This is a genomic window from uncultured Ruminococcus sp. (genome assembly GCA_902785355.1).
In the GTDB taxonomy this organism is placed as follows: Bacteria; Bacillota; Clostridia; order Oscillospirales; family Acutalibacteraceae; genus Ruminococcoides.
This window is the reverse complement of sequence record CACZYF010000011.1, coordinates 42,586-58,292: the sequence shown is the minus strand read 5'-3', so window position 1 is coordinate 58,292 and position 15,707 is coordinate 42,586. Positions and strand designations below refer to the sequence as shown.

Genomic DNA, 15,707 nt, shown 5'->3' with positions numbered 1-15,707 from the left:
AGGCGACGTTGCACGCCTTAATCTTCAAAACTTTTCAGACCACCCTACCCCTTTCTGTCTTTCGGCTGAAAACGATTGTGCCGCTTATCGTGGCATTTATGGCAGAGTGATCGCGTATTGTTCCAGTCGAGCCGCAGCGCCCAGCCTTCGGGTGTCTGGATCTCAATGATATGGTCGACCTCTACGGCAGGCTTACCGCAAAAGGCACAGAACTTGTCGACTGACAGGCGCTTTGCACTGAGCAGCTTCCACGGCTTTGAATGGTAGAATCGAATATATTTCTGATCGCGCCGACGGTCGTATTGCCGCGCGGCCATAGTCTTGCGCTGTTCCCGCTCCTGTTCAACGAGTTCTGTACACTTCGGGCAGTACTTCTTCCCGTAAGGCATCAACTGTCTGCACTTCGGGCAGTTCTTCATCAGCATAGAAATCTCCGTATAACGCAAAGCAGCCGCCTCATCAGCGACTGCTCTGCGACATCATTCTCAAAAGGAAGACAGAATATAAGGATAATTCATAGCTCCTTGCTATGTCAATTCTAATAATAACATACTAAAAGTGAACAAACGAACATATTTTACCACTTATACCGATAGCATCTCATTCTTATACTATCCGCAGTATCGGCTCTTTCTGTCACTTCGAACGCAATTCTTCTCCATGTCATCCCTCTGATGATATGTAAGAGGATACAATATTCCTCAAACACATCGCTTGACAGGCGCTTGACGTGCGCGTTATACTCTGCGGCCAATGCACTGATCTCGGCGTCAATATCCGCGATTTGAGCGACAGCCGTCCCGAGCTTGTCCGAATCGCCGCCGCCCGACGGCATTCCCGACAATGACGGTGTAGTATTCTGAGCATTGGAGCGCAGCCACACTCTCTTACTTCTCAAACGGTCTATTCTCTTTCGAAGTGATTTCAATTCACTGAGAGTCATTTTAAATACCCATGTTTTTGAAGATCGGAACTTCATCCGGTTCTTCAACTTTTTTAAATCCTAATATTTGTTGTGTATTAAAAAAAGCGATATTATGTTTGTTTTTCTCAAACCAAAGGCAATTATTTTCCGCTGAGTATTCAAAATCATCAGCTTCGATTTTTGAGAATCGACAGTCTGTTAAGAACACCAAATAGTCAGCCATGCTTATCTCACTTTCTGCGAAAGGTTGAATTCCGCTTATTTTTGACGATTTTAACGACGGCGTAGGTGACAAGAGCGATAAACTCGCCCAGCACCGTCGCAATCACGCCGCACCAGAACGGCGGTATGGTAAAGGTCATTCAGTCACCTCCCTGTAAATCTGCCAAAGGCTCTCTTTATGTTTTTTTTCTTTATTCTGCGGTTCTTACCGAACCGCGCTAAATGAGCAACCAGACGAGAAAACCGCTTATTGAAGTATTTGTATTCCACACCAAAAATCTTCTTGTATGCGGATTTCGGCAGAACGATAGAAGAAATCGTGACAGATTGGCACGATTGAAGGCGATCGATGAATCCGTCAAAATCTTCGTCGTCCTCAAAAAAGGCCTCAATAGTAGGAATTTCGTCGACAAGTTCGATCGGCTGATCAATACCGCCAACAAAAAAATTAGATAAAGATTTTTTCTCAATCGGCATTATCATCACTCCAATACTTTAGGTTTTCCACAGTTCTGTTTATAAGCGGCTCAACGCATTTCAACATCCCTGTAACCAGATTTTCAATACTCTCTGGCGTTACACCATAATGAGCGCAGTTCATTGCAAGTGTTTGTTTCTGCTCATCAGGCAAATTACAAATCGCTTTGTGAACAGAATCTTTTGTGATGTTTATCATATTCACTCCTCCGCTCCTATGATGATAGGCATTTCATTAATGTTTTCTGTGACCATGCCTACTATATCTGTCATCAAATTATAACATTCGAGGTTTATGTTTTTCATTTTCTGATCGTCTTCCGGATTAGATTCGTACTCTTTAAGGAGTACATCTTTATCAATCAGATCGCCGTGAGGCGAAGGGATTTCGACAAGAGGAAAACGATTCAAGTTATGCTCAAAACCAAACATATCGGCAAATGTACTGTCTAAGATCAGTTCAGCCGTACCGTCAGGGTGAACAATAACGCAGCTCCGATATAAAGTATCATCTGTGCCGTTTTTTATCGCGTGTTTCGGCATTTCCATGCCCTTAATCAGTATGCTCATTGTTTGTCCTCCTTTGCTCGTTGCAAAACATATTTTCGGGATGATATTCAAAATGGCAATACGGATAAAAATCATTTACATACATAGTCCCTATCTCAAAAACAATAAGTCCTGTGTGCGTATCAATACCAATCAAAACATCATGTTCATCTTCGCCATCGCTACTTGGCTTCATTGCGCACAAAACTTCGCAATCTGGGATAGAGTATTTTGGCTTTTCAGAGGATACTTTGATTTCTTCACAATAACTGCGATAGCCATCATCTGGGTCTTCTATCGCAATGTATGTAATTCCATCAAGCATGAATTTGACTACATTACACTTGCATAAAGAACCATATCTTTTGATATTTTGCTCCGTTAATTCAAATCCTTGTAACAGATGAATGCCGCAAAGGCTTTCAAGCGTTATGTTCTTGTTTTTGTTGCTCATTGTTTGTCCTCCTGTTCCATCGCTGCTTTAATTCTTCAACTTGTTCATTATAATCGGGCGACCACCCGCTTAAAGCAGTGCCTAAAGAAGCACCACACTCCCATTCTTCACACATTACTTTATGCCACCGTGTTGTATCGCTGTTTTCATGCGAACTGATAACAAATCTTGCTTCCCCTCCGCAAAAGGGACACGGTTTCAGTTTGGTCATTCTTCCACCTCCTGATTAAAATAGTCGAGCCAGCATGACTTGCAAGAGGTATGGTCGTTGCAATTTCCATTCGGAGGACATATATTACTATATCTTAAAGTCTCTGCTATCTCCTCAACCGTCATATTTCTGATTCTGTCATATTGTGTCACTTCCTGTCCTCCTTATCCTTCCCGTAATGCTTATCAGCTTCCTTCGCCATGTTCATCAGTGCCATGGTGATGAGTCCGATGCAGCCTCCGATGATGAAGATGGAGATTGCGCCGATAATCAGAACTTTCAGATCAATTGATATCATGATATCTTCCTCCTTTAAATCTCGTGAATATCTTTCAGTAAGCAAACAAGCTCACTGTTTAGTGCTCGGGTGTCTCTGAGAATTGCTTCATAGTAGAAGCCGTCGTCGCTCAGGCGTAAGGTGCAGCCAATGAAGATGTACTTCGCGCCGTTGTGAATGACTGTCTGATTGAGGTTGTATTTGACGCGGTTAATATCCATTCGATGGCAGCTCCTCAACACTGACGAAGATGCCCGGAATGTCCGCCCAGAACTTCTCGGTGATCTCAGAGGCGACCTGTGCGTCATCGATCCAGTAGTTCAGTTCAGTCATCACGTCCTTGAACAGCTTGAGGCTGTTCTCGGTATCGGGCTTCGACGTCTTATACTCGCCGTTGCGATGGTTTCCTATGATCGGGTAGCACCATTTGGTGACCAATCGAATTGCACCGACCATCTGACGTTCGGGAATATGCTTGCCCAGGTAAGCGGTAAATTTCGCCTTGACGTCTCTGAGCTGTTCATCCTGATATCGGATCACCTTACCTTTACGGACGGCGGTTCGGCTGCCCTGCTGATAGGTATGCGACGGCGGTATCATCGGTAAAAAGAATTCGATTTTCATGTGTGCTCCTTCCGCGCGTGTGCGCGAGAATATTTTTGACTATAAAAACGGGGAGTGTCATACCCCGTTTTATATATATAAAATATATATAGGGTTTGAGAATTTTTCTCATTTTCGGTTATTCTATCGATTTTGAGAAATTTTCTCGTTTTCGAGAACTATCGATTTTGAGAAATTTTCTCGTTTTCGAGAATTTTACCGATTATGATAATTTTTCTCGTTTTTCTCATTTTCGGTTATTCTATCGATTTTGAGAATTCTTCGACATTGCCTTTGACAATACGAAATCTGTCGCTGAGATCGTTTTCGACCCATTTTCGAATAGTACTTTCTGCCTTCCCGAGTTGCTCAGATAATTCTTTCAAAGAAACAACGCCGTTTTCGTTGAAGGACTTCAAACTGTAATAATGCGTCTCAAAATCCTGTCGGCGGCTCTCGGCTTTTTGCTCGGGGGATTGCTTCTTGCCAAAGTTCTTACGGTAATTCTGCCCTGGGCGCGTGTCGTCGCTCTGCGCGTCAGTGAGGATCCCTTCACGGTCCGGCCGATGGATCGGATAATCGAACCAGAGATTCAGCGGGTTCGGCTTCGGGAACTCGCGCAGCGTCATATCGATGCGCCATGCTGAGAGCTTGTCGAGCTCACGACCGCTCTGATCGATCGCCTGTCGCGCGAGCTTTACGGATTTAGGCGGCAATTGTTTTGCGGCGATATCGCGCATTCTTGAAGCGCTCTGTTCATCATCAAGGCTTACCAACTCTCTATAATCATCACGGTCATAGAAGCGGTGCATATAGTCGATATAAACGGCACATTCGCGCTTATTTTCATACGTCTGACGGATACTGTCGGTGATCTCGAGTTCGATCAGGTCAAGCATGGCGTCGGGATCACGGGCAAATACGCCGGAGCCCGACGCGCGGTCCATCGACTTCTTACTGCCCTGAGAGCCTTTAGAATGATGGTGACAGTAGATGACGGCGCACCCGAGCTCCGCGCAGATCTTATCAAACTCGTTGCAGAATTTTGACATATGCTCGGCACTGTTCTCGTCACCCGTGAGCACCTTATAGATCGGGTCGATAATGACGGCAATATAGCCCTTCTTCATCGCGCGGCGTATCAGCTTCGGCGCGAGCTTGTCCATCGGCGTCGCCTTACCGCGCAGGTTCCAGATATCAATGTGTTTCAGATGATTGGGATCCCAGTGATGCGCCTTGTAGACGTCGGCAAAGCGGTGCAGACAGGACGGCTTATCGAGTTCGAGATTGACATACAACACCCTGCCCATCGTGCAGGGATAGCCGTACCAGTCGCGCCCTTCGGCAATCGCGATCGTCAGTTCGATCAACGAGAATGACTTTCCTGCTTTTGACGGTCCCGCAATCAGCATCTTGTGCCCCTGACGGAGGATCCCGTCGATCAGCGGCGGCGCCAAATCAGGCAGATTATCGAAGGTATCGGCGAGACTCTCGGGATCGGGGAGATCGTCATTGATGCTCTCGATCCATTCCTCCCACTCTGCCCAGCTCTCCTTGCCGATATTGGTATCCAGCAAATATTGCTTTTTGCCCCGGCGGGTCACGCCGGGCATACGGGACAGCCGAGACGGGTTCTTGTTCTGCTTGTCGACCTCAAGCCCATTCTTCTTACAGACGTTATAGAGATACTGCACGCGCTTGCGGTATTCTTCGGCATTGGAAGCCTCGACCTTAATGATCGCATGGATACTCTTGCCGCCGCTGTAGACCAACGCCGCGACAGGAAGCTCCAGCTCTCGAATGATCGTATTCTGCGTACTCAGATCGGCGCTGTCAGATTCTACCAGCGCGTATCGGTAATCGGTGACGTTATCGTTCTTGACGCCCTTACCGTCAAGTGGATTGAAGCGGATCCACGCGCCTGCGTCGGGATCGTAGTCGCCGAATACCGCGCCGATATCGTTATCAGGTAGCTTGTACAGCTCACTGAGCAGTTCGCCTGCCGTGCGGTCAACGCTTCCTTTTTTAGGCAAAGGCTTGCCGTCCTCGTTCTTCCAGGATTCGGTGACATAGCCGACGTATTCATCGGAGTTAAACAGCGCTTTGAGATAGTCGATGATCTGCTCCTTCGGCGACCACTGCCGCGGCATTTTAAACTGTTCTACCTCTATGCCATCAAGTACTTTCAACGGATCACGGGCGATCTCGTCGTCCCAGTCCATAGCCTCGTCGCGGATCTTCGACGGTGAATAGCCGCCTTCGACCGCGAGCTGATAAATGGTACCGCCCGTGACAGGAGTACCGCTGCCGTTGAAGGTCGCCCACTTCTTTTCACAGTCGCCGGGATGATAACGCTTTGCATCCGATCGTGACCAGTCATCCCATACGGAGCAAGGGAGTCCCTCGTGCTTGAGCGCCATACCGATTGATAGCCAATCCTGATAATCGAGCAGAGCAGGATCAATGTATTTCAGCTGCTCAAGGATATATTTATTGTCTGTCAAATAAGCTCACCTCCGGCGGAGCTGGAATATACGTTGAAGGGTCGATACTGCGCGGTACGCGCCACTGGTTGGCGGCGATGCGGTTGATCAGATTGCTTGCCTGATCAAACAGCCAGGTACCGACGTGCTGAAATCCTTTGTTCTCGAGAAAACGGATTTGTTTCGGCGTCGTCAAGCCGTTATCGCAGCGCTTGCTCAGTCGGTCGAGCAGAAGCTTTGCTTTGCCTGCATTATCGATTTCGTCGGGAAAGATGCCGTAATGCTCGAGGGCCTCACGTTGCTGATCAGACGGCGGTCCCATCTCCCACCCGAAGGCGGGAACGTAACCGGAAAGATCCTCTGCACAGATCGACATCTCGAACTGCAGCGGATCGACGAGCTTGCGCTTGCGGTGCTTCATCTCGGCGAGCTGCTTGGCGAGCGCTGCTTCACGCTCGGCGACGACGTCCTTCTCTGCGGATTCGGCTGCTTCTTCAATATCCATAGCGCTGCCGGCATTCTCGGCAAGCTTCTCGGTCATCTTCTTCGCGACCTCGTCCGAGGTGCAGATCAGGCTTGCCGGGCGGCATAGCTCGTGACGCTCGGTATGCCAGAGAAAATCGAGCAAGAGAAGGTGGTCTTTCCCCTCGCTTAATCGGGTACCGCGACCGACCATCTGACAATACAACGATCGCACCTTAGTTGGTCGGAGTACGATGACGCAGTCGACCGACGGACAATCCCACCCTTCAGTCAAAAGCATGGAGTTACAAAGCACGTTGTACTTGTCCGCGGCAAAATCAGCAAGCACTTCTTCTCTGTCGGAGCTGTTGCCGTTGATCTCGGCGGCGTGAAATCCCTTGCCGTTGAGAATCTCAGTGAATTTCTTTGATGTTTTGATCAGTGGCAGGAATACTACCGTCTTGCGATCCTTACAGTAGCTCTGCATTTCATCGGCGATCTGATACAGATACGGGTCAAGCGCGGTGTCGATGTCGGAGGCTTTGAAGTCGCCCGCCTGCGTAGACACGCCGCTCAGATCGAGATTTAGCGGAATCGTGACCGCCTTGATCGGCGACAGGTACCCGTCCTTGATCGCCTGCGGGAGCGTATATTCGTAGGCAAGGGATTCAAAAACGGTACCCAGATTTTTCATATCGCCGCGATCGGGCGTTGCGGTGACGCCGAGCACCTTCGCGTCTTTGAAGTGATCGAGGATCTTTAAATAACTGTCGGACAAGGCGTGATGCGCCTCGTCGATGATGATGTACTCAAAGTAATCGGGCGGGAACTTCGAGAGGCGCTTGTCGCGCATGAGAGTCTGGACAGATCCGACGATGACGCGGTACCAGGATGAAAGACAGCTCTGTTCCGCCTTCTCGACCGCGCAGCGCAGTCCTGTCGTTTTAAAAATCTTATCGGATGCCTGGTCGAGCAGCTCGCCGCGGTGAGCAAGGATCAGCACTCGTGCGCCGGACGCTACACAATCCTGGGTGACGGACGCGAAAACGATGGTCTTTCCGGTGCCTGTCGGCAGGACGAGAAGTGTCTTTTTCTTCCCGTCCTGCCATTCCTGTTTCACCTTATCGCGCGCCTCGACCTGGTACGGTCTGAGCTCCATCAGAATTGACCGCCTGTCCACTTACGAGTCTGTGCAGCGGACGTCAGCGGCTCCTGTGTGTAGGCGGCGTCGCCCTGAGGTTGGGACGTATAATCAGAGATTCGGTCTGTAGCGTAGTTCATAGGTGATTCAGACGGCTCGAGGAAGGCAGTAATTTCGTTGTTCTCGTGCTCCTTGCCGTCGTTGCCCGTCCATTTACGAATACCAACCTTACAGCGACCCTTTGCACCTTTGACGGCGTTCCAGTTCATACGCAGGGTCTCGCCGTGTTTGCGGTGACCGATCGCGATAAAGAACTGACAGAGCTTCCATTCGGCTTTTCTGTTCAAGAAGAGATTCTCGTTGACGGTCACATCGCCGTCAGGATCATGGATCGCGATCGTCAACTCAGCCTTCGGACACGCCGCCATCTTCGCGCTGCCCTCAAATCGGCCGCGCGTAAAGTCGGTTACGGTGAAGTCGTACTCACCCTCGGGGAGAACGCGGAAGCCCTCTCCGTCGTTCTGTATCTCGTCGTCCCATGTCATTGCGACATCATTTACATTGTTGTTTGCCATTCTTATTTGTCTCCTTTCATATCAAACGGTAAATCTTTATTACTCATGATCTTGCTAAACACCTGCGGCCACGCTCCGATGAGGCAGCCTTCAATGAAGTCGGGGTCATAAGCTTTGATCGGTGTGTTCCTCGGGTAATACCCCTGTTGGGATACGACGACCTGGATGTCCTCGACCGTGACATTGTTCTCACGCATCAGAGAAGCGAGTGACTTCGGAACGCCGGTCAGATCATCGGTGTGCTCATGATTCATCGGCGCGGTCGGAGGCTGTTCTGTGTCAAGGATCGCGTCAACAGGCGCGGTGCTTGTTGTAGGTGCCGAAGGAGCGGCCGAGGGACTCTTAGCAGGGATGAAAGGCGCGATCACGCTATAGTCGAAATCGCACTCGTCAGGCAATCCCCAACGGTTTTTCGCGTCCCAGCACGGATGGTGAGCAGTGTACATGACGCGCTTACCGCCCGAGGCTTTGTGCTTATTGTTGTCGGTCTTTTCGACATAGGTTTTGTAATTGATGAACAGCACCGCATCCGCCCACTCTTTGAGAAGCGGCGAATTCTGCTTTGTCAGCTTTAAGCTCCAACGATCGTATGCGCCGGCTTCATCGGGCTGTTCAAACTTTTTGAGTTCCGCATGAGCCGTGACTACGACGTTGATACCGATCTCAACGATATCTTCCAGCATGTTCAACAGCTTGCCGAACTCCTCCATCAGATAGGTATAGCCCTTACCGTATCCGAAATCTTCAATGCCCTGCTTTTTGGAACGGGCACATACTGCCTTGCTGAGCAGCTTCTCCGCCCAGTCGGCGGTATCGAGCACGAAGGTCGCGCATAAATCGGGGTGGTTCTTCACAAGATCGATGCACTCGTATATCATCTGAGCGCTGTCGGGGCGATCCAGTCGATCTACATCAAGATCATAGGTGCTGCCCTCGGTGTCGCAGAACAGCGGATCGGGGAACCGCGAGGCAAAGGTACTCTTACCGATGCCCTCGGGTCCGTAGATCACGACCTTCTTAGCCCTGTTGATTCTTCCTTTCGATATATTCATCAGAATTTTCCTTTCTCCCATGTTTTGGGCGCCGCCTCGGGGTCTGCTGTTACGGGATCACCCGACGCGGCGGCATATCCGTCAGTGATGATCAGGCTGCACTCGTCGCCGGTCGATACGCGCGTCGCGATAACCTGCAGCCCCTCTTCTTTCAGCCAGTCGTTGAACTCGTTCAGCGTATCCAGATCCATCTGCTCGAGCTTGTCCATCAGGACAAAACCGCAGTTGGGATTGAGCTTGCGGACAATCGCGGTAGCTACCTTGAGCTGCTCTGAGCCGCTCATGTTATCCCACTTGTAGCCCTTATAGGTAAGCTCCTTATCCTCAACGGACAGCCCCTCCAGCGGAAGATTGGCGTTGTCAAGGAGCGCCATGCGTTTGTCGCGCACTTTCTCGATCTTGATAGTTAGATCGATGTACTGGTCAGAATACATTTTTGCTTCATCTTCCGCCTTGCTCTTGTCGAGGTTGGCACGGATTTTCACATTCAGCGCTTCGATATCGCGGATATTGCGCTCGAGCTCCTCGGTGCTCTCGTCGATCAGCTCCTCCGCCGATTTGACAGAGGTGTTGTACCGCCGCTCAGCTTCCTCAAAAGCGAGTTGGGCTCTCTGCAACTCCTCGCGCGCATGAATGTACTCGCTCTCGATCTGCGCGCGCTGACGTCGGATGCGCTCGTTCTCGCCGTTACGGGCAAGGATCTCCTGCTGCTGTCTGATCAGCTTCGCGGCGGAAACAGGCTCGTCAGGTACATCAGGGTACTCCGCCATCTCAGCGGCATACTTCTTTTTACGATCGGCGATCTGACCGATATAGCGGCGCTCGTTATAGAGCCGCTGCTCCTCGTCTTCGAGCTTGTACAGCTCGTCGCCGACGCCAATGATCTTCAAGAGCGTGTCGGCCTTTTCTTTATTGTTGGCGTTCATGAACCGCGGAAGGTTCAGCGCGAGCTGATCGATGAAGCTGTCAAGCAGCGCCTGACCGCCCTTATTGCCGCTCGGGTCGATGACCTTCAAATCGCTGTTCTTGCCCTTGCGCTCGACGATAATACCGTTGCTGAGTTTCACGCAGAGATGCGGAGGGATCGTCGAGCCGACTCGCTGCGGCTGAGACGGGGCGAATTTGCCGCCTCCGAGCGCCCATGCGATGGAATCCAGCACAGAGGTTTTTCCCTGGCCGTTCTTCCCTCCGATGATCGTCAAGCCCGACTGCGACGGCTCATAAGCCACCGTCTTGACACGCTTGACGTTTTCAATTTCAAATCCGTTAATTTTGATACTCATACTTCCTCCAAAATATAGACTCTTGATTGTGTTCCAAGGTTGTCATAAACTTCGCTGAGTCGCCACTCTCCTCTATAATTAAAAAGGCGCTGGACGTTGTTTTTTTCTGCTACTTTTACGGTACAGATTTTTGAATTGGATCTGTTAATTGACAATCTGTATGAATCATCAGAAAACGTGGTAGGCAACTCAAAAAAGAGTTTACCGAAAGCCTCGTATATATTTATGTTTGCATAATCAAGGAACTCAGATTTGCGGATATCAATATTGATTCCGATATTTTTAGCGCTTCCTTGGGTAGTTTCGTAAATAGAAACATCACTGGATTTTGTATTGTGAGTTTCTTTGATTCTTTTTCGGCTGGCTTTTATTTGGAACGGCTTTATGACGTCCATAGTAATATCAACGAACAATTTCATATTGTATTTCCTCCTTGACAAACCGTCGGGGTCTGTCTATACTTAAAGTAAGATGTTTTCATCTGCCGATTGTGGTGTGCCAGCACCTCAGTCGGCTTTTTCTTTGCCTTCATCATCGCCCATCTGCTCGGCGGTGAACTTCACGGCGAGGCGGCCGATGACGATAATCCAGCCGATCATCCATGCGCCTGCCGCTACGGTAAGCAGCACCCTGACCCATGTCGGCATCACAGATCAACTCCTTCCAGCAGATCGTCGATGGTGATATTAAACGCTTCGGCAAGCTTTTTGGTGTGATAGATATTCGGTTGACACTTGTCATTTTCCCAATAACATAGCCTTGATTTCTCGAAATCAGCTATTTTTGATAGATTGTCCATCGACAGCCCTCTGCTCTCACGCAGACTCTTTATTTTCTGACCCAGAGTCATGGTTTACCTCCTGTTCTACTCTCAGATTCATGTATTCAATGGATGGACGGCTGCCGGGGCGGATGTTGCCGCGGGGCTTGTCCTTCTGCTCGGTGACGGCCTTGATCTCGTCGGCGGTCATGATATGATTGTGTTCGAGATAGTCGTAGAGGGCGCTCAGATCTCTCTGGATCTTATCCTGATTCCGAATGATCTTATCCTCCCGGGTATTGTTTTCGAACATCAGCTTGACGGCAAAGATCACCGTCGCCAGATACATCAGGATCGCGAGCACCCAGATCTTGGTCAGCTGGGCGGTCACGCCCGCCTCAAAACAAATTAGCGCCGCGAGAAACTGGATTGTACTGTGTTTCATTCTGTTGTCATCTCCTTTTTGATTTTCTGATATCGTCGAACTCGCCTCTCGATGTCGGCGATGTCGATACCCCATGCCTCATAGGCACATTTGGTATTGACGGTCGTATCGGAGAAGGTCATAACACCTTGCGTCTCCTGGTAGCGGCGAGCGGCTTTTTTCAGCTTTGTCGCTGTGCTAGCACTGCATCCGAACAGTTCCTTGATCTGAGCTGAATCAAGCTCATAATGTTCATAGTAGATGTTGAACGCAGTCATCATTGACACGACCTTCGGTCGGGTCACGGTTTCGGTTCTCATGTTGTCCTCCTTCCACTAATGGATATGAATTTATGAATAGTTGCATAGAACTATGCAACCTTTAGCCTCCGACGTCAGGTGAACGCGCCGCCCGCTTAGAATCAGCGCACAATAAAATAACAGGAGTATTTTCGAATGTTCAAGGATATTGGGGGTCAGCCGCATGGCAGGCGGCCGAGGACGAGCGACGCGCTCGCCTGACGCCGGAGATATTTGATTGTTATTCGTCGCCGTGATAGATCATCGGCGAGCCGTCGGGATTGACGAGCAGGGTCAGGACGCCGGAATGAGATATGGAATACATAACTTTGGTGTCTTTGCAATAACATATGGCATATAAAGACCATCCAGCCTTGCCTTCAATCATCTCAAAGATACGCTCCTTTGATGCCTCATCATCGGCGGCAGGGTTCTCGGTAGGGTTCTCGCCGCACGCTGTCAGCATGCTTACAATCATCAGAACCGCCGCGATCAGCGCGATCAGCTTCTTCATCCTCTCACCTCCTGAATTTTAATCCTCCCGCACTCGTCGACTCTGTGAAAACGGTTTGCAAGTCCGATGAGCTTCCGCAGCTCTTTCTTAACATTTTCCGAAACATTCGGGCTGTTGAGCCCGGCTTTAACGGTATGATAAACAAATTGAATGATCTGCTTGTCATCAAACTGAGCTCTCAGCAATCCGCACCATAAGGGCAGACAAGAATAGTCGAGGTTGGCGCCGCTCAGGTCGGCACGGAACAGGTCAGCAAATCTCATGTCGGCGCCGCTCAGGTCGGCACGGCTCAGGCAGGCATCTCTCAGATTGGCACCAGTCAGGTCGGCGCCGCTCAGGTTGGCACGTATGCCGCCTTCTTCGTCATTCAGCCATTTTTTATGCTGTTCAAGAATCGAATCCAGTTGTTCTCCGGTCATGGGTTGTCCTCCTTCTCATGATGAATTAAATTGAATTATCGTGATGTTGTCGCGATCTGATCGCTCTCTATTTCGACCTCGACCTCGCTCATAGCGAGAGCCATGTGGAGCAGTACGCTCCCGCAGGGCTTGCGGGTCAGCTCGTAGGTCGTCACATACGGCACCTTGGAGCCGTCGACCTCGATCAGAAACTTGTCCTTACGGTCAATAATTTTCAGTGTAGCCATGTGTTCTTCCTCCTAATGTGTGTATTGCCTTTCTCCCTTTGAGGTGCTACAATAGCGCCGAAGGGAGGTGAAAAACGTGCCTGACTGTAAACCTGTTACAATTAACGGATATGACACCTATTATGTGGAATGTTCGGACGGTCACGGAGATTATTTATTGATCGGCATTCCCTCAAACGCCAATCCGGATATCTCCGACATTGTTACTCAAACAATCGACGGACATTTCATCACAGAAGTAGGTTATATATCTCAGGATGGTGTCAGATTCATCAAGGCTTATTATTGTTGATCACTCTTGAATACCACCTTGATTCGGTCGTATGCCCTTGGTTTCAACCCTTCCGGTGAAGCGAGCAGCTTTGAATTGTACCACCCGGGAGTGTCAGACGGAAGGTGTACGACCGTTGGTTTATTAACAGCTTTGCCGTTGATCTCTAATAGATTCTTCTCAAAATCAATATGAATTGATTTGATTTCCATACGCTCCTCCTTCCTATGCTGATTTGGGTTTGTTTATCTCATTTTTGAGATAGCTAAGCCAAAAAAATAAGACTCTTGCGGGCATTATCAGTAATACCAAGGACAAGACATATCGAATTAGCCTCGATAATATCAAATTTTCCTTCGTTATTTGCTTTACGCCCGAAAGTGGTCGGAGTCATACCTATTTCCTTCGCCAAGCTATCATTGGTATAGCCTGCTCTCACCATCTCAGCTTTTAATTCCTTTGTGTTAACCATGCTATTCACCTCTTTTCTATCTCATTTTTGAGATAAATTGATTATATATCATCCGTTTCAAACTGTCAACCCTTTTTTGAGATAAAATCAAAAATATTTTTGATTTCCTATTGCATTTTTGAGATTCATGTGATATATTTTAGTAAACCGATGAAAAAGAGGTGTCAAAATGCCATATAGTGTACAAGAAGTCATAAAAAGGTTGAAAGAATGTATAGAGGGTTCCGGATATACTTATGAACAGCTTGAAAAGAAAACCGGAATTTCGCGTTCTTCCCTTCAACGTTACGCTAACGGAGTAACAGCAAAGATACCTGTTGATGCTATCCAAACTATTGCAGAAGCATTGAATGTAAAAGCGGAATATATTCTCGGATGGGATGATACTCCCCCTGCTCCCGAAGATGACGAGCTCCAAGAGTATCTGGAAGAACTCAAAACCCGCCCTGAAATGAAGATGCTGTTCAAGACATTAAAGGGCACATCCAAGGAGGATGTCGAAAAGACCGTCAAGATCATCGAGGCATTGAAAGGTAATAACGAATAAGCTATTTATAGATCACAAGGAAGGAAAAGCGAATGGAAGATATTATTGTCAGGATCATTGACTTAACCGTGCCGGGCGTTACGGTACTGGACGAGGACGGAAACTACAACATCTATATAAACGCCCGATTATCTTATGAGCAGCAGCAACAAGTATATAATCACGAAATGAAACACATCAACCTCGGTCACTTCTATGACAGCAGCCCTGTCGCAGACAATGAACGAGATGCGGGATGATGATTTTCTCCGACAATGCCCCCGCATTATAAGCCGCTTTACATAGAGCGTTTGAAAACCGTAAAGTTAATATGGTGAATCCCCGTAGGGAGTTCTTTCATGTTACCTTAGACGAAATAGAATCCGTCGTTAAGCAGAATTATGACAAGACAGTAGAGTTTTCTCGTTTTGCTCCTGCAGAGCAATATCGCGAGACGATAAAAATCAAAGAAAATCTATAAGGAGACAGATAATGAAAATATGTGAGTTTTGCGGTGCAGCAAATAAAGACGACGCTTTGCAGTGTGTATCCTGCGGAGCTAACTCTTTCAAGTATAAGTGTAACAACTGCGGCACTGAATTTTCCGAAGGCGTCCACTGTCCTCATTGCGGCGTAAAAGCCGGTCAAGCCGAACGCACCTGTCCTGTATGCAATACCAAATATTATACGGCGGCATGTCCCACCTGCGGCTACATTCCGAGCAAACAAAACACGGTAAGGACCGCTCCGGCAGCTCCGGTCGCCCCTACTCCTGTATATGTTGCCCCTCAGCCTGTAAAGCCTAAGCGAAAGACATGGCTGTGGGTGCTCGGCTGGATCTTCATCTTCCCTCTTCCCCTTACGCTGATCCTTCTGAAAAAAGACAACATGAAAAAGGGTGTGAAGTACGGTATTATCATAGCAGCATGGGTGTTATATCTCGTGTTCGGATTCCTCGGTGGATTATCAGAGAAGAATAACACTAATCAGGTGAGTAGTGTAAGCAGTAATGAAACAACAATTGTTACCGAAGCAAAGACGAATTGATATTGAAAATAATACTCAGACAAGTACAGAAGAT

30 protein-coding genes and 1 pseudogene are annotated in these 15,707 nt (G+C 48.6%); 4 read left to right on the top strand and 27 right to left on the bottom strand.

Features of this window, described 5'->3' with window-relative positions:
• Positions 1 to 44: 44 nt before the first annotated feature.
• The 27 genes from R2I50_RS04000 to R2I50_RS03870 all read right to left on the bottom strand — a co-directional run bounded on the left by R2I50_RS04000 (position 45) and on the right by R2I50_RS03870 (position 14,100).
• Positions 45 to 425: an HNH endonuclease gene (locus tag R2I50_RS04000; RefSeq protein WP_316607821.1), complete on the bottom strand. Its 381-nt coding sequence runs from the start codon at positions 423 to 425 to the stop codon at positions 45 to 47.
• A gap of 152 nt (positions 426 to 577) precedes the next feature.
• Positions 578 to 898 (bottom strand): hypothetical protein, encoded by a 321-nt coding sequence (locus R2I50_RS03995; RefSeq protein ID WP_316607818.1) that lies wholly within the window; start codon positions 896 to 898, stop codon positions 578 to 580.
• 46 nt (positions 899 to 944) lie between these two features.
• The gene (locus tag R2I50_RS03990; RefSeq protein ID WP_316607817.1) at positions 945 to 1,148 is read right to left on the bottom strand and encodes a hypothetical protein; all 204 of its coding nucleotides are present in this window, start codon (positions 1,146 to 1,148) and stop codon (positions 945 to 947) included.
• 7 nt (positions 1,149 to 1,155) lie between these two features.
• Positions 1,156 to 1,287: a hypothetical protein gene (locus R2I50_RS03985; RefSeq protein ID WP_316607816.1), complete on the bottom strand. Its 132-nt coding sequence runs from the start codon at positions 1,285 to 1,287 to the stop codon at positions 1,156 to 1,158.
• A 4-nt stretch (positions 1,288 to 1,291) separates the two neighbouring features.
• Positions 1,292 to 1,624: a hypothetical protein gene (locus R2I50_RS03980; protein WP_316607815.1), complete on the bottom strand. Its 333-nt coding sequence runs from the start codon at positions 1,622 to 1,624 to the stop codon at positions 1,292 to 1,294.
• Positions 1,614 to 1,823 carry a hypothetical protein gene (locus tag R2I50_RS03975; RefSeq protein WP_316607814.1) on the bottom strand — a complete coding sequence of 70 codons (210 nt, stop codon included), beginning with the start codon at positions 1,821 to 1,823 and terminating at the stop codon, positions 1,614 to 1,616. The genes R2I50_RS03980 and R2I50_RS03975 overlap by 11 nt, the downstream gene beginning before the upstream one ends.
• A gap of 2 nt (positions 1,824 to 1,825) precedes the next feature.
• On the bottom strand, positions 1,826 to 2,194 hold the full coding sequence (locus tag R2I50_RS03970; RefSeq protein WP_316607813.1) for a hypothetical protein: 369 nt from the start codon (positions 2,192 to 2,194) through the stop codon (positions 1,826 to 1,828).
• Positions 2,178 to 2,627, bottom strand: coding sequence for a hypothetical protein (locus tag R2I50_RS03965; protein WP_316607812.1), 450 nt, complete (start codon positions 2,625 to 2,627; stop codon positions 2,178 to 2,180). Before R2I50_RS03965 ends, R2I50_RS03970 begins: the two co-directional genes overlap by 17 nt.
• On the bottom strand, positions 2,596 to 2,838 hold the full coding sequence (locus R2I50_RS03960; RefSeq protein WP_316607811.1) for a Lar family restriction alleviation protein: 243 nt from the start codon (positions 2,836 to 2,838) through the stop codon (positions 2,596 to 2,598). The genes R2I50_RS03965 and R2I50_RS03960 overlap by 32 nt, the downstream gene beginning before the upstream one ends.
• 148 nt (positions 2,839 to 2,986) lie before the next feature.
• Positions 2,987 to 3,136, bottom strand: a complete 150-nt coding sequence (locus R2I50_RS03955; RefSeq protein WP_316607810.1) for a DUF3789 domain-containing protein — start codon at positions 3,134 to 3,136, stop codon at positions 2,987 to 2,989.
• A gap of 14 nt (positions 3,137 to 3,150) precedes the next feature.
• Complete coding sequence (locus R2I50_RS03950; RefSeq protein ID WP_316607809.1) at positions 3,151 to 3,336, bottom strand: hypothetical protein; 186 nt, start codon at positions 3,334 to 3,336, stop codon at positions 3,151 to 3,153.
• Positions 3,326 to 3,739: a RusA family crossover junction endodeoxyribonuclease gene (locus R2I50_RS03945; protein WP_316607807.1), complete on the bottom strand. Its 414-nt coding sequence runs from the start codon at positions 3,737 to 3,739 to the stop codon at positions 3,326 to 3,328. Before R2I50_RS03945 ends, R2I50_RS03950 begins: the two co-directional genes overlap by 11 nt.
• A 236-nt stretch (positions 3,740 to 3,975) precedes the next feature.
• Positions 3,976 to 6,222: an AAA family ATPase gene (locus R2I50_RS03940; RefSeq protein ID WP_316607806.1), complete on the bottom strand. Its 2,247-nt coding sequence runs from the start codon at positions 6,220 to 6,222 to the stop codon at positions 3,976 to 3,978.
• On the bottom strand, positions 6,209 to 7,822 hold the full coding sequence (locus R2I50_RS03935) for a DEAD/DEAH box helicase (protein ID WP_316607805.1): 1,614 nt from the start codon (positions 7,820 to 7,822) through the stop codon (positions 6,209 to 6,211). The genes R2I50_RS03940 and R2I50_RS03935 overlap by 14 nt, the downstream gene beginning before the upstream one ends.
• Positions 7,822 to 8,379 carry a DUF669 domain-containing protein gene (locus R2I50_RS03930; RefSeq protein ID WP_316607804.1) on the bottom strand — a complete coding sequence of 186 codons (558 nt, stop codon included), beginning with the start codon at positions 8,377 to 8,379 and terminating at the stop codon, positions 7,822 to 7,824. Before R2I50_RS03930 ends, R2I50_RS03935 begins: the two co-directional genes overlap by 1 nt.
• 2 nt (positions 8,380 to 8,381) lie before the next feature.
• Positions 8,382 to 9,431, bottom strand: a complete 1,050-nt coding sequence (locus R2I50_RS03925) for an ATP-binding protein (RefSeq protein ID WP_316607803.1) — start codon at positions 9,429 to 9,431, stop codon at positions 8,382 to 8,384.
• The gene (locus tag R2I50_RS03920) at positions 9,431 to 10,714 is read right to left on the bottom strand and encodes an AAA family ATPase (protein ID WP_316607802.1); all 1,284 of its coding nucleotides are present in this window, start codon (positions 10,712 to 10,714) and stop codon (positions 9,431 to 9,433) included. Before R2I50_RS03920 ends, R2I50_RS03925 begins: the two co-directional genes overlap by 1 nt.
• A complete protein-coding gene (locus R2I50_RS03915) occupies positions 10,711 to 11,133 on the bottom strand; it encodes a hypothetical protein (protein WP_316607801.1) in 423 nt (140 codons plus the stop codon). The genes R2I50_RS03920 and R2I50_RS03915 overlap by 4 nt, the downstream gene beginning before the upstream one ends.
• Positions 11,134 to 11,220: 87 nt before the next feature.
• Positions 11,221 to 11,364 carry a hypothetical protein gene (locus R2I50_RS03910; RefSeq protein ID WP_316607800.1) on the bottom strand — a complete coding sequence of 48 codons (144 nt, stop codon included), beginning with the start codon at positions 11,362 to 11,364 and terminating at the stop codon, positions 11,221 to 11,223.
• Entirely contained in the window at positions 11,361 to 11,564 is a 204-nt protein-coding gene (locus tag R2I50_RS03905; RefSeq protein WP_316607799.1) for a helix-turn-helix transcriptional regulator, read from the bottom strand. The genes R2I50_RS03910 and R2I50_RS03905 overlap by 4 nt, the downstream gene beginning before the upstream one ends.
• Entirely contained in the window at positions 11,530 to 11,919 is a 390-nt protein-coding gene (locus R2I50_RS03900) for a hypothetical protein (protein WP_316607798.1), read from the bottom strand. Before R2I50_RS03900 ends, R2I50_RS03905 begins: the two co-directional genes overlap by 35 nt.
• Entirely contained in the window at positions 11,916 to 12,218 is a 303-nt protein-coding gene (locus tag R2I50_RS03895; protein ID WP_316607797.1) for a hypothetical protein, read from the bottom strand. Before R2I50_RS03895 ends, R2I50_RS03900 begins: the two co-directional genes overlap by 4 nt.
• Before the next feature lie 220 nt (positions 12,219 to 12,438).
• Entirely contained in the window at positions 12,439 to 12,711 is a 273-nt protein-coding gene (locus R2I50_RS03890; RefSeq protein ID WP_316607796.1) for a hypothetical protein, read from the bottom strand.
• The gene (locus tag R2I50_RS03885) at positions 12,708 to 13,130 is read right to left on the bottom strand and encodes a pentapeptide repeat-containing protein (RefSeq protein ID WP_316607795.1); all 423 of its coding nucleotides are present in this window, start codon (positions 13,128 to 13,130) and stop codon (positions 12,708 to 12,710) included. Before R2I50_RS03885 ends, R2I50_RS03890 begins: the two co-directional genes overlap by 4 nt.
• A gap of 35 nt (positions 13,131 to 13,165) precedes the next feature.
• Complete coding sequence (locus R2I50_RS03880; protein WP_316607794.1) at positions 13,166 to 13,357, bottom strand: hypothetical protein; 192 nt, start codon at positions 13,355 to 13,357, stop codon at positions 13,166 to 13,168.
• A gap of 282 nt (positions 13,358 to 13,639) precedes the next feature.
• Positions 13,640 to 13,840: a hypothetical protein gene (locus tag R2I50_RS03875; protein WP_316607793.1), complete on the bottom strand. Its 201-nt coding sequence runs from the start codon at positions 13,838 to 13,840 to the stop codon at positions 13,640 to 13,642.
• A 53-nt stretch (positions 13,841 to 13,893) separates the two neighbouring features.
• Positions 13,894 to 14,100 carry a hypothetical protein gene (locus R2I50_RS03870; protein ID WP_316607792.1) on the bottom strand — a complete coding sequence of 69 codons (207 nt, stop codon included), beginning with the start codon at positions 14,098 to 14,100 and terminating at the stop codon, positions 13,894 to 13,896.
• Positions 14,101 to 14,269: 169 nt separating this feature from the next.
• On the opposite strand from R2I50_RS03870, the gene R2I50_RS03865 reads away from it, so the two are divergent.
• From R2I50_RS03865 to R2I50_RS03855, 4 genes and pseudogenes are all read left to right on the top strand, one after another.
• Positions 14,270 to 14,647: a helix-turn-helix transcriptional regulator gene (locus R2I50_RS03865; RefSeq protein WP_316607791.1), complete on the top strand. Its 378-nt coding sequence runs from the start codon at positions 14,270 to 14,272 to the stop codon at positions 14,645 to 14,647.
• 32 nt (positions 14,648 to 14,679) lie between these two features.
• The gene (locus tag R2I50_RS03860) at positions 14,680 to 14,886 is read left to right on the top strand and encodes a hypothetical protein (RefSeq protein WP_316607790.1); all 207 of its coding nucleotides are present in this window, start codon (positions 14,680 to 14,682) and stop codon (positions 14,884 to 14,886) included.
• Positions 14,887 to 14,933: 47 nt separating this feature from the next.
• A pseudogene (locus R2I50_RS10115) lies at positions 14,934 to 15,107 on the top strand (DUF4041 domain-containing protein); the annotation flags it as partial.
• 11 nt (positions 15,108 to 15,118) lie between these two features.
• Entirely contained in the window at positions 15,119 to 15,673 is a 555-nt protein-coding gene (locus tag R2I50_RS03855; RefSeq protein ID WP_316607789.1) for a hypothetical protein, read from the top strand.
• Positions 15,674 to 15,707: the final 34 nt, after the last annotated feature.